The organism is uncultured Gemella sp., from assembly GCF_963525875.1.
Lineage (GTDB): Bacteria > Bacillota > Bacilli > Staphylococcales > Gemellaceae > Gemella.
Window position 1 is genome coordinate 1 of sequence record NZ_CAURMG010000020.1, and the last position, 13,012, is coordinate 13,012.

Annotated in this window: 9 protein-coding genes; 8 read left to right on the top strand and 1 reads right to left on the bottom strand. The window is 28.3% G+C overall.

What is annotated here, in order from left to right; genetic code table 11:
• The first annotated feature begins 275 nt into the window (after nucleotides 1–275).
• The 3 genes from RWQ73_RS04915 to pepF all read left to right on the top strand — a co-directional run bounded on the left by RWQ73_RS04915 (nucleotide 276) and on the right by pepF (nucleotide 3,621).
• Entirely contained in the window at nucleotides 276–1,115 is an 840-nt protein-coding gene (locus RWQ73_RS04915; protein ID WP_314406988.1) for a rhodanese-like domain-containing protein, read from the top strand.
• Between the two features lie 34 nt (nucleotides 1,116–1,149).
• Nucleotides 1,150–1,701 (top strand): GNAT family N-acetyltransferase, encoded by a 552-nt coding sequence (locus RWQ73_RS04920; RefSeq protein ID WP_314406990.1) that lies wholly within the window; start codon nucleotides 1,150–1,152, stop codon nucleotides 1,699–1,701.
• Between the two features lie 114 nt (nucleotides 1,702–1,815).
• Nucleotides 1,816–3,621, top strand: coding sequence for an oligoendopeptidase F (gene pepF, locus RWQ73_RS04925; RefSeq protein WP_314406991.1), 1,806 nt, complete (start codon nucleotides 1,816–1,818; stop codon nucleotides 3,619–3,621).
• 148 nt (nucleotides 3,622–3,769) lie between these two features.
• On the opposite strand, the gene RWQ73_RS04930 is transcribed toward pepF, so the two are convergent.
• A complete protein-coding gene (locus RWQ73_RS04930) occupies nucleotides 3,770–4,609 on the bottom strand; it encodes a metallophosphoesterase (RefSeq protein ID WP_314406993.1) in 840 nt (279 codons plus the stop codon).
• A 122-nt stretch (nucleotides 4,610–4,731) separates the two neighbouring features.
• Here RWQ73_RS04930 and RWQ73_RS04935 point away from each other — a divergent pair, with 122 nt between their 5' ends.
• The 5 genes from RWQ73_RS04935 (at nucleotide 4,732) to rho (ending at nucleotide 12,958) form a co-directional block, all read left to right on the top strand.
• Nucleotides 4,732–8,370 (top strand): UvrD-helicase domain-containing protein, encoded by a 3,639-nt coding sequence (locus tag RWQ73_RS04935; protein ID WP_314406994.1) that lies wholly within the window; start codon nucleotides 4,732–4,734, stop codon nucleotides 8,368–8,370.
• Nucleotides 8,371–8,450: 80 nt separating this feature from the next.
• Nucleotides 8,451–9,266 carry a glucosamine-6-phosphate isomerase gene (locus RWQ73_RS04940; protein WP_314406996.1) on the top strand — a complete coding sequence of 272 codons (816 nt, stop codon included), beginning with the start codon at nucleotides 8,451–8,453 and terminating at the stop codon, nucleotides 9,264–9,266.
• A gap of 5 nt (nucleotides 9,267–9,271) precedes the next feature.
• Complete coding sequence (locus tag RWQ73_RS04945; RefSeq protein WP_314406998.1) at nucleotides 9,272–10,600, top strand: hypothetical protein; 1,329 nt, start codon at nucleotides 9,272–9,274, stop codon at nucleotides 10,598–10,600.
• 10 nt (nucleotides 10,601–10,610) lie between these two features.
• On the top strand, nucleotides 10,611–11,498 hold the full coding sequence (locus tag RWQ73_RS04950) for a DMT family transporter (RefSeq protein ID WP_314406999.1): 888 nt from the start codon (nucleotides 10,611–10,613) through the stop codon (nucleotides 11,496–11,498).
• 191 nt (nucleotides 11,499–11,689) lie between these two features.
• Nucleotides 11,690–12,958 carry a transcription termination factor Rho gene (gene rho, locus RWQ73_RS04955; protein ID WP_314407000.1) on the top strand — a complete coding sequence of 423 codons (1,269 nt, stop codon included), beginning with the start codon at nucleotides 11,690–11,692 and terminating at the stop codon, nucleotides 12,956–12,958.
• Nucleotides 12,959–13,012: the final 54 nt, after the last annotated feature.

Consider the following 13,012-nt stretch of genomic DNA (forward strand, 5'->3'; position numbering starts at 1 on the left):
TGATCCGCATGCACTAGAAATAATCATCTTTTTCTTATTCATTTATATTCTCCTTGATTTTAATTCGAAACAATTTCGGTTTATTATAACATGTTTAAAGTGGTTTGTAAATAGAAATATCTACGATTTAAGAGGGGGAATATTTAGAGTTATTTTATTATATAGAAACTTTAAAAGTATGCTATTCTATTTATATTTGTTAGGAAGACACATTATATTTTCTATATAATTTATGATATAATAAACTAGTAATTAAATTTTAAGGAGGGGTACTTATGACACAATTTGATTTTGAAAAATTAGTTGATGCTGAGTATTTATTACAAAATAGATCTAATGATAAAGTTTTAGTTATTGATGCTAGAGGAAGTATGCTAGAAGAGGGTTCTTTAATGTATGACAAAGCAATAGTTGTCGATTGGACTGATATAAGTCTATTAGGAGAGTTTGGAGGCGAAGAATTAGGAAAATTATTATCTAAGGGAAATTACCAACAAATCTTTAAGAAGTTAGGTATCTCTCATGATTCAGAAGTTTTAGTTTATGGATTTACAATGCCAGAATATGGATTTGGAGATGAGGCACGTGTTCTGTATACATTTAAGTATGCGGGATTAAATAATGTTAAGTTTATCGATGGTGGATTTAAACAAGTTGAAAAACTTGGATTTAACAAAAACTACGAATCGTCATCTGATAGAATTGATGTTAGTGATGTAGTTCGTAGCGAAGCAACTAACAACGATAAAGCTATTTTTACAGATGAATTATTGTCAAAAATTGGTGATGCAGATGTTCAAATTATCGATACTAGGTTAGAAGTTGAATATAATGGACGTGTAATTTATGGAGAAAATAAAGCAGGTCATATTCCTGGAGCCATTTCGCTACCATTCAACTCGTTAGTAGATAACGATGGATTCTTAAAATCTAGAGAAGAATTAGAAGATTATGTAACTGACAAAGGTTTAGATAAAAATAAACTTCAGATTACTTATTGCACTACTGGAGTTCGTGCTTCGTACGTTGCTGTAGTATTAGAAGAGTTAGGTTTCGAAGTGAGAAATTATGAGCCTTCATTTGCGAGATACGCTAATGTTGGTGAAGTAGAGTAAAATTTCAAGTAATTAATTGGAAAAAAGAGGTAACATGATTAGAAAAGCAACGAAAGAAGATATTAAAATAGTAGAAGGATTATTTGAGTTTATTAAATCACTAGGTATAGATATATTTACTGATTATACAGAAGATAAAATTTTTAAGATTTTGAAATATGTATTTGCGTCTAATTATGATAGATTTAGCTACAAAAATTGCATGGTTTTTGAGAAAAATGGCGATATACAAGGATTTTCATTTTCTTATCACTATAATGATGTTCTTTTTATGAAAGATTTTTGGTTTAATGAAGTAGTTAAGAATTTCGGACTTAAAAAAGATTCAATAATATTTGATTATGATGAAGTATTAACTGATGAATTTTATTTAGACACTCTATATGTTTTTTCTGACGCAAGGGGAGAAGGAATTGGAAATAAACTTTTAACTGAATTTGTTAATGTTTCTTATAAGAAGCTAAGTTTAAATGTTGCACAGTCTAACTATAGAGCAAGAAAGTTATATGAAAGTTATGGGTTTAAAAAAGATTGTGAAATATTTATAGGTCACGAAAGATATGATCATCTTATAAAAAGCAAATAATACAATTAACGCTTATTTTCAGAATATTTATTCTAGTTTTAAAATAATAAATTACCAAATTAACAAAATATATGATATAATTAACTCTATGTATAAAACATAAGGAGAAAGAATATGACTGAACTACTAAGAAAAAATCAAAAAGTTGAGAATACATGGGACTTGGAATCAATTTTTAAAACGAATGATGATTTCTGGAACCAATTTAATGAAGTAGAAGCGTTTATTCCTAAGATAAAAAATTATAAAGGAAAAGTATTGGAAGGTGCTAAAGGCCTTTTAGAAGTATTTAAAGTTGAAGGTGAATCGATGTTGAAAGTTGAACAGTTATCAATTTATTCATCTTTAAAAAAAGATCAAGACAGTACAGACCCATTTTATGCTGAATTATATGCAAAAACAAGAAATTTAAGTTCTAGATTTTATGCTGAGTGGTCATTTTTAAAACCAGAGCTACTTTCGATTGAAGAGAAAGTTCTATTAGGTTATGTTGAAGAACTTGATGAATTGGCAGTTTATAAGTTTGAGTTAGAAAAGTTAAATAAAAAACGTCTGCATACTTTAGATCCTGAACAAGAAAAAATTATCTCAATGGCTGGCGAGGCATTGAGTGCGTGTGATGAGACTTTTGCTGCATTAAATAATGCTGATGTGTCTTTTGATACTGTAGAAGATAAAGATGGAAATAAACATACTTTAACTCATGGTACCTATGGTACACACATGGAAAGTACAGATAGAATTTTAAGAAAAAACACTTTTCATGCACTGTATGATTATTTTAAAAAACATAACAATACTTTAGCTGCAACACTTGGTGGAAATTTAAAACGAAAAAAATATTATGCTGATGTATACAAGTACTCGTCAACTCGTAACAATGCACTATCTAATAATTTAATTCCAGAAGAAGTATATGATAATTTAGTCTCTGTAGTGAATAAAAAAATTCCGGCTTTACAAAAATATTATGAACTTCATAAAAAAGTAAAAGGATTTGACGATTTTAGATTGTATGATAGAGGCGTTTCGATGGTAGAAGGAGAACCTATTAAATTTACATTCGAAGAGGCTCGTGATATAGTTTTAGAAGCGGTGAAACCTCTGGGAGAAGAGTATGTAAATGATATGAAAAAAGCATTTACTGAACGATGGATTGATATTTATCCAAATAAAGGAAAGCGTTCAGGAGCCTATTCATGGGGAGGATATACGACTAAACCATTTGTATTATTAAATTTTGATGGGACATTAAATGATGTATATACTTTAATTCATGAACTTGGACACTCAATGCATTCATTCTATACACGAAAAAATCAACCATATGTTTATGGAAGTTATTCAATATTTGTAGCAGAGGTAGCGTCAACATGTAATGAAGCATTGCTAACTGAATATTTATACAATAAATTCGAAAAAGAAGAAAATTATAATGGAATGCTACGTGTCCTTAACCAAGCACTAAGTGGATTTGTAGGTACAGTTTATAGACAAACACAATTTGCAGAATTTGAGCATACTATAAATCAACATCTTCAAAATGGTGGTGCAATAACAGCGGATTATTTAAATAATGAATATTTCAACCTAGTTAAAAAATACTATGGAGATGTATTTACTTATGATGAAGATATAAAATATGAGTGGTCAAGAGTTCCTCATTTCTATTATAATTACTATGTATATCAATATGCAACAGGATACTCTGCTGCACAAGCTCTATCTAAACTAATTTTAAAAGATAGTAACAACGCTAAGATTTATATTGATGAATTCCTTTCAAAAGGAAATTCTAATTATCCAATTGAAGTTCTAAAAAATGCAGGTGTCGATATGTCTAAACCTGAAGCAATCGAATTAGCTCTTCAAGATTTTGAAGAAAAAATAGAAAAATTTGAGAAACTATATTTTAAATAATACAGAAGATATATACGGATATCATAACTTATAAGAGATTAAGTATTAACTTCCTTGAAAAAAAGTTTGTTGTAATTTGTAATTCTTTTTTTGAAAATAATAAGTAAAAGGTGAGGATTAAAAATCGATTTCTAAGAAATAACGATTTTTAATCCTCACCTTTTTTTAATGTTACTAAAACTAATTCTATTCTGTTATTTATTCTTATAGGAAATGAACTGTTCCCAAGACCACGAGATACAATAAGTGTTGAATCATTTTGTATATATTTTCCGCTAGTGTATTTTGGGAAAAATCCTTGGCTAGGCGAAAAAATTCCACCTAAAAACGGTACTCTCCATTGTCCACCGTGTGCATGTCCAGAAAAAATTAAATCATAATTGGTTTCTATATACATTGGAAATTTCTCAGGTCGATGTGATAATAAAATATTAAAATGATTAGCCAAGTTTAGCTCTTCTAATGTTTTTTTGAAGTTTGCTCTATGATTTAAATTATCTTCATTTTTAAAATAATTATAGTCTTCCACACCAGCTAGATTAATAGATTTACTGTTTTTTTCTAATAATATTGAGCTATTGTTTAAGTTAGTTATATTTAATTTATTTAGCATTTCTTTTAATTTTTCATATTCTTCCGGGAGTCTTAATTCATGATTGCCAGAAACAAAATAGCATTGGGAAATCACGGAAAGTTGACAAAGTATATTGTATGCAATATCCATGTCATTGTTATAACTATCTAGTAGATCACCAGTAATAACTATAATATCTGGTGAAAATTTTTTTATTTTGTTTATAAATGTAATATCACTAGAACCAACTTTATTACAGTGAATATCACTTATTTGAGCAATTTTAAAATTATTAAATTCCTTAGGTAGGTTGTTAAAACTAAGGTGTGTATTTGTTATTTTTAGATTTTTATTTTGTCTAATTATTGAACTGGCTGCTATAAGAGGGGCCAAAGCTAAAAGTTTATGTTTCATTATTTTTACCTATTATATTTCTTCTTATAATAACTACGTTGTTATCTTAAAATATTATACCATAATGCTTAAATTATGTTAAAATATAAAGTGGTTAATAAAGCAAATTAGAGGATGAATTCATGATTAAAATAGAAAAAATAGATAATATAGCCGCTTCTAGAAAATATCCACCAACATCACCACAGTGGCAAGCAATTGCTATAACAGGTGCAGATATTCTCGTTGCTGCAGCGGCGGGAAGTGGAAAAACAGAAGTTCTTTCAGAAAGAATAGCAAGAAAAGTAGCGACGAATAGGTGGGATATAGATAGACTATTAGTCTTAACGTTTACAACAGCTGCAGCTAAGAATATGATTGTTAGAATTGAAGATAAAATAAGTGAACGATTATTATCAACGAAAAGAGAGGAAGATCTTTTATTTTTACGAAAACAAAGAATGTTAATGAATGATGCTTATGTAAGTACAATTGATAGTTTTTGTTTAAATGTACTAAAAAAATTCTATTACTTAGTTGAAGAAAAAATTGATAATCAAATTACGTATTTATCACCGAATTTTAGTATTCTAGCAAATAGTAAAGGATTGTTAACTGAAACTATTGGAAATGTTCTTGAAAGATTTGTCCAAGAAGATTCTATTAGTTCAGATTTGTTGTTTGCTATATTTGGATCTAAACAAAACATTAGTTCATTTATTATGGATATATATTATAAGTTGTTGAATATCCCAAACTTTTTAAATTTTTTAGATACTGATTTTACTAGATTAAATTCATTGATATTAGAAAAATTGAATACAACTGAAGTTGAGGTAGTAGAGGAATTTGAAAAAATAGAAGAATTAATCGGAAAAGAAGATATTACCAAAGCATTAAATTTTAGTAGATTTATAAACAAATGTTTAGAAAATAACTTAAAAGAGTCAAGTTTAGATATTTTGTCACTAGTTGATTTAGATAGTAGTAAAAAAGAAAAGATTACTAAATATATTCAAATAGAAGAAATTGAAAAGAGTAATCTAGAACGATTAGAAGAAATTAGAATTATTGAAAACAACCTTAGTTCTCAATTGGAAATAAAAGATAATGTATTCGATACAACACTACTTAGTAGTATTTACAATACTCTTAAAGATTATGTTGATTATTTTAAGATTAATGAAAAGATGGATATACTTTCTAAATCAATAACTAATTTATTAAAGCAAGTACATAATGATTTTATAAAAAGAAAACGTGAAAATAATTTCCTAGATTTTTCTGATTTGAATCATCTTGCGATTAAGGCTTTAACAAAGGAGAAAAATAATAAAATTGTTCTTAGTGAAGCAGCACATTATTATAGAAATTATTTTTTAGAGATATATGTTGATGAATATCAAGATAATAACAACCTTCAAGAGTATATATTGAATTTAATTAGGGGAGAAGATGCTTATTTCTTTAGAGTAGGTGATGTAAAACAAGCAATCTATGGTTTTAGGGGCTCTAACCCTGATCTCTTCGAACAAAAATATAATAGTTATAAAAAATTAGTAATCGATAATTATAATGTAGAAAATGAATATTCATTTGAAAGTGATTCAGAGGGTATTTGCATAGTTTTAAAAGAGAACTTTAGAAGTGATGAGAACATCTTGAAATGTAGTAACTTTATTTTCAATAGACTGATGGGAAATAAGAATGCAGGTGTGAGTTACGATAAAGATAGTGCTTTATATTACCCTAAAGCAAAAGAAAACAAAGAACATGAAATAACTCCTACTAAATTTATAAATGGTAAAACTAATTATTTTACAGGAAACGTTATAGAAGACAAAAAAAATTACAGAGAGCAGTCTATTGAGAATATTGCTTATGAAATATTAAATGGTGTAAAAAACGGGAAAAAATATAGTGATTATGCTATTTTGGTAAGAAATAGCACTAAAATGAATAGTTTTAAAGAAATTTTTAGTAAATACAATATTCCTCTATTTTTTAAAGAAAAAGTTGGTTTTACAGAATCTACTTGTTTTAATATATTGTATAATATGTTAAATTTCTTGGATAATACAAATAGAGATGCAAGTTTATTAGCAATTTTACATACTGAAATTTTTGATTATAACAATGATGAATTATTACAATTATCACTACAAAAAGGTAAAAGTCTTTTTGAAAAATTACGAAATAGTAATACTGAGAAAGACAACAAAACTGAGAATCAAATAATAAAATGGTTAAACTTTAGTTTAAATAATTCTCTGCCGAATTTATTAGACTGTATAGAAAGGGATATAGATTTTAGAAATTATTTAGTAACAATAAGTGTAGATGATGAAGAGTTAGATTATTTCGAGAATTTTGTTGATATTGTCAATGAATATCAAAGATTCGATAATAAGTTATCAGGGTTAGTCAGTCAATTAAAAACCATAAAAAGTGAAGAAGTTTTTGAAACGAAAAAAAGAACTCCAAATGATAGTGTAACATTGTCTACAATTCATATTTCTAAGGGATTAGAGTATAAAGAAGTTTTTGTAGCAGATTTAGATACTTCCTTTAGTAAAAGAGGATATACGGGTGAAGCATTATTTACAGAGAACTTCGGTCTAAGTATCAATGTAGATAATATATGTGAAAGGTTAGGATTTAGATGCCCTAATGTTGAAAAACTAAATAGATTGTATAATTATAATAGTGTATTGATAAAAATACGAGAAAGAGAAGAAGAAGTTCGTAACTTATATGTTGCGCTAACTCGTGCCAAAAATTCTTTATTTATCGTAAGTCCTAATGGTATTGAATTAAATAATGATGAAGCTAAAGATAAAACTTTATCTCAAGCTATTATTGAAGATGACAATTTTGAAAAGATTTTAAATAATCTTTTAAGTGAATACGAAGCTGGTTTTGATTATGAAAATGAACGTGATGCAAAATTTGAAGGGTATGAAGCTGAACCATTTTACGAAGGAATTGAAGCGGAGTTTAAATTTGATTTAGGAGATTTTTATAAAAGCTTTGAAATGAAACAACAGAATAAAGATGAAACTGAAGAAGTGAATGTTAGGGATAAAATATTTCCAGCAAAAACATCTTATAGTGCTTTGAAAAAAATCAATACAGATAATAGTACTTTTATACAAAAAAAAGAAAAGCGTGGTTATTTAGAATTTACAACTTTGAAAAGTGCCAATTCATCTAGTAAGGCAATTTTAAGAGGTAATATTATCCATAAGTTATTTGAGAAAATTGTTAATGATATTAGAAATGGTGTGAAAATTATTGAAGTTAGAGAGTATGTTCATAACTTAAAGAAAACAGATAATCTATTTCAAAATATTAAAGAAAATAGAATCTTGACTGTTGAGGAATTTGATATTATAAATAATGAAGATGACTTAGAAAAAATTGAGAATTTTGTAAATAGTGAATTGATGAATACCGTTTTGTCTGCGGAATTTTGTCAGACAGAAATAGCATTTACAACATCTAAAAAAGCTAAAGAACTTTATAAGGACAGTGATAGTGAAATAGCTGTAATTTTACAAGGTGTTGTTGATTTGTTTATTCGTGTTTCTAATAAAGAAGCGATAATTGTGGATTATAAAACAGATCATGTTACAACTAAAACTGGAGAAAATATTTTAAAAGACAGACATAAAGAGCAACTGAGAATTTATAAAGAAGCAGTTGAAGATTATTATCAATTAGAAAATATTAAAACATATGTTTATTCGTATGTATTATCAAGGCTGATTGAAGTTGAATAAAAACTTAACACGTTGTTAGTAAGAGTTAATTGTGGTATAATAGGAATTAAATTTGAACAATAAAATTTGGAGGTGAAAGCGTGAAATATATAGTTTGTAATAGTGAAACTGCAGTATTAAATAGAATGTATGATGAATTTGAAAAGAATATTGAGGATGGAGCAGTTATTTGTTTACCGGAAAATATAATAAATACTCAGTTTACGAACAGAATGATTGATGATAATAAGACTGGAAAATATCGTTATAAACACGTCATAGTGTTGGGACAAAGAGAGTTTGCTGATATAGATATTGAGGAAAGATTTGGGTTATATAGATATGCAAGACATGAATTATTTAAAAAAATTGATGTTGAAACGAAGAATATCTATTATCCACAGACGCTAAATAGCAATGAGGGTGAAGAGGAACTTAATAACTATAAAGAAGTACTTGGAGAGAATCCTATCGATGTTGCGGTAGTGTTTTTAGGTTCTGATGGAGGAATATTAGATTATCGTTATGCTGATGAGGTAAATAAAGATCTGCATATTGTGGAATTCTCAGATGAAGAAAAAACTCAATTGCAAGAAGCTGGTATGGAAATTACGGGTAATAAGCTGATTAGTATAGGTTATGAGAACCTGATGTCTGCTAGAAATTTATTTGTTGTTGTTTTAGGAAAAGATAAGAGACAGTATATTGCAGAGTTATTTGAAAATGAGGATTCAGAAAATAAAACTGTGTTATCAATCTTAAATAATCATAAGAATTTATTTATTTTTACAGATAAAGAAGCTAGTTATAAATCTGAAGAAGAAGTAAATAGATTAATTAAACAAAGACAAAAAAAATTAGAAATTAAAGAGCGAGAAGAAAGACTTCAAAATGAGGAGCTAAAAAAGGATAGGTAATATATATGAATGATTATCAGAGAATTATAGACTATGATTTTAGCGATACAGTTCTTGATGATAAACTTGTTGTAAAATTCAAATTGAAGAAGACATTTACTGAAGACCAATTCATTAGTTTGTTTTCTCCTAAAAAAGGAGAAAGATTTATTATAAGGACACCAGATACGAAATCATCTATAATTGGAATAGGTTATGAAACAACGTGGTTGTTGGATTCTAACGATTTTTTAACAAGTTTTGATAATAGTAGTGTCTTATCTGGTTTTGAAGAATTAAAAGCTCAGGTTACATTTTTAGAAATAGATGAACATGATTCAGAGTATTTTGGTATATATGGTGGAGTCTCAGATGGTAAAAACAAAAATAGCCAAGAATGGGTCGATTTTAGTGATACTTCATTTGTTGTTCCGGGAATACTTGCAGTTTTTAAAGATGAAGACGTATATATCACTATGTTCTTTAACATGAAAGAAGAAAAAGAATTCGCGGAATTATGGTCTGAGAGAATTTCATTTTTAAACAAACTTGATGATAAAAATGAGATATCAAATGAGCCGAAAATATCAGTGGTTAGAGAAATTTATCCAGAACTTTGGCAAGAAAACATTAGGACCGCTCTTCTTAAAATTGAAAAAGAAGAACTAAAGCGTATCGTATTATCAAGAAAGAATTTAATATTATTAGAGAATAATACTTCATTAGGAGCAATTACAAAGTATCTTCTAAGTAAAAATAGATATTTTATAGCTTTTGAATCAAAAAAAAGTTTATTCATTACTACAAATCCTCTAATCTCTTTAGATTACACAGATAATGATCTAAAAGCACATCTTTATTTGAAAAAAGAGAATTTATTCAATAATGATTATTCAGTTATGTTCGATGAAGAAGAAATAATTAATGAGTATAAGGAAGATTTTGAATCGCATTATAATACTGATTTTAAGGTGTATGATGACAAGACTCTAATGGGGAAAAAGCTCGACGTATTTTCTGTTTTAAATTCTAAAGTTGAAGATTCACAACAAGCGATAAAAGCTCTTAGTCTTTTATATCCTATGCCAATAATAAAAGGATATCCTGAAAATGTAGCAAAGAAATTTCTTGATGATAATTATAATGTGGGTTATGGATTTTGGTATTCTCCATTCGGGTATATTACTAATAATTTAGATGCTAAGTTTTATACATGTGGGAATATGATGGTAGCTCAAAATAATATGATTACATTATTTACAAGTATTTTGCTATCAAAAGATGAAAATTATAATGATGTTATAGAAAAATCCGATAGAATTGTAAGTTCTAGTCTTAAATTATTTGATCATTAGGAGAAATATGATGAGACAGAGTACAATAAAAAAAGGAGCTATTCTTACACTGTTAGGAGCCACGTGTTGGGGATTATCGGGAGTATTAGGAGAATATTTACTAAATATATCAAAAATAGACCCTGTTTGGATAATAGCTAATAGATTATTTTTTTCTGGAATTGTGATGGTAGCTATGTTATTTCTTAAAGATAAAAACAACTTAGTAAGAGTATTTACAGATAAGAAAGATATTTTAAAACTACTAAATTTCTCATTTTTTGGTCTGTTAATCTGTCAGGGGACATTCTTCTTAACAATTAAGTATACCAATGCTGGTATGGCAACGGTCATACAGTATATTGGTCCAGTAATAATAATGTTATATTATTGTGTTATAGGTAGAAGATGTCCTCTTCCGAGAGAAGTTATTGCAATAGTAGTTTCACTATTTGGAACGGTGTTAATAGCAACCCATTTTGATTTTAGTAAACTAAATATTTCTACATTAGGATTATTCTGGGGATTACTTTCTGCATTTGGTCTTGCTAGTTATAATATTTTTTCAATCAGTCTAACTACAAAATATGGTGTAATGCCTATAATGGCTTGGGGGCTATTATTTTCTGGTATTGTAGTATACTTCTTAACAGGTAGTTATTATATTCCAGATAATTTTAAATTGATTGATTTAATATGTATGTCAGGAGTAATTATAGTTGGTACAATTTTATCATTTTCTACATATCTAGAAGGTGTTAGGTTAATCGGTGCGGTCACGGGAAGTATTATCGGATGCTTTGAACCGATTGCAGCTATAATGTTCTCATTCCTGTTACTAGGGACGACATTTGGAACGATAGACTTAATTGGGGCAGGTTTTATTCTATCAGCAGTAATTGTACTAAGTAAGAGATAAGTAAAAAAAATAAGAGTTTAAGATATTTGATGAACTGAACGGGGGTAACTTTTAAAATCGATTTTGAAGATAATGGTTTTAAGTTACTCTCGTTTAAAGTTGTTAGGAATTTTAGAAAATTTTAAATAAAATATTTTTTTTTGAAATATTTTTCGTTAGATTTCTGTACAATATACAGAGAAAGGAAGAAAATGAGTAACATTAAATTTGATGAAATGTATAAAAGTATGAATACTAAAGAACTGACTGCATTAGCTAAAGAACTTGGTGTTCCAAGGTATTATACATTAAATAAAAAAGAATTAGTTTTGGCAATTTTAGAAAAACAATCGGTAAGTGAAGAACATTACTATGCTTCTGGAATCTTAGATGATATTCACTCAGAAAATGGTTTTGGATTCCTAAGAACTGTTGATTATAAAAAAGGAGAAACGGACATTTATATTTCTGCTTCTCAAATTCGTCGTTTTGAGCTGAAAAAAGGTGATGAAGTCTTTGGTAAAGTTCGTAAACCACGTGAAGGTGAGAGATTTGCAGGTATATTACAGGTAGATAAGGTCAATGATGTAGATGCAGAGGTTGCAAAGGGTAGAGCGCACTTCCAAGCATTAACACCAATTTATCCAAATCAAAAAATTGTTTTAGAGACTACAAAGGAGAAACTGTCTACAAGATTTGTTGATCTAGTAGCGCCGATTGGGTTCGGGCAACGAGGATTAATAGTAGCGCCTCCTAAAGTTGGTAAAACAACATTACTAAAAGATATAGCAAATTCTATTAGAAAGAATTATCCTGATAAGAAGTTAATTATTCTTTTAATTGATGAAAGACCAGAAGAGGTTACTGACATGGAAAGGTCAGTAAAAGGAGCAGATGTTGTAAGTTCTACATTTGATGAAACTTCAGAAAATCATATCAAAGTAGCTGAGCTTGTAATTGAACATGCTAAACGTCGTGTAGAACTTGGTCAAGATGTAATTATACTTATGGATAGTATAACAAGACTTGCACGTGCTTATAACATTGTTGAGCCAAGTAGTGGGAAAGTCTTAAGTGGTGGGGTAGATCCATCGAGTCTTCACAAACCAAAAGCATTTTTTGGAGCAGCGAGAAATGTTGAAGGTGGAGGAAGTTTAACTATAATCGCAACTGCCTTAATTAATACGGGTTCTAGAATGGATGATTTAATATTTGAAGAGTTTAAAGGAACAGGGAATATGGAAATTGTCTTATCACCAGAGTTAGCTTCAAGAAGAGTTTATCCAGCTATTGATTTCTTGAAGAGTTCTACAAGAAAAGAAGATCTATTATTGACAGAAGATGAAGTGAAAATTTTATGGCAAACTCGTAGAAAGCTTGAAGATGTTAGTGAACCAACAATCGGAGTTCTTAATCATCTTAGAAAACATGATAGCAATGCTGACTACATTGATGAAATGAAAAAATTCATAAGAGATTAATGTTTAAAGCTATATGATTATTAGACAGGTTATAGTGTCTATGGTATAATCATT

Excerpts from the sequence above, each read along its gene's own strand:
- RWQ73_RS04945 (WP_314406998.1), top strand. The coding sequence starts at position 9,272 with ATGAATGATTATCAGAGAATTATAGACTATGATTTTAGCGATACAGTT.
- RWQ73_RS04915 (WP_314406988.1), top strand. The coding sequence starts at position 276 with ATGACACAATTTGATTTTGAAAAATTAGTTGATGCTGAGTATTTATTA.
- RWQ73_RS04930 (WP_314406993.1), bottom strand. The coding sequence starts at position 4,609 with ATGAAACATAAACTTTTAGCTTTGGCCCCTCTTATAGCAGCCAGTTCA.
- RWQ73_RS04935 (WP_314406994.1), top strand. The coding sequence starts at position 4,732 with ATGATTAAAATAGAAAAAATAGATAATATAGCCGCTTCTAGAAAATAT.
- RWQ73_RS04950 (WP_314406999.1), top strand. The coding sequence starts at position 10,611 with ATGAGACAGAGTACAATAAAAAAAGGAGCTATTCTTACACTGTTAGGA.
- rho (WP_314407000.1), top strand. The coding sequence starts at position 11,690 with ATGAGTAACATTAAATTTGATGAAATGTATAAAAGTATGAATACTAAA.
- pepF (WP_314406991.1), top strand. The coding sequence starts at position 1,816 with ATGACTGAACTACTAAGAAAAAATCAAAAAGTTGAGAATACATGGGAC.
- RWQ73_RS04920 (WP_314406990.1), top strand. The coding sequence starts at position 1,150 with ATGATTAGAAAAGCAACGAAAGAAGATATTAAAATAGTAGAAGGATTA.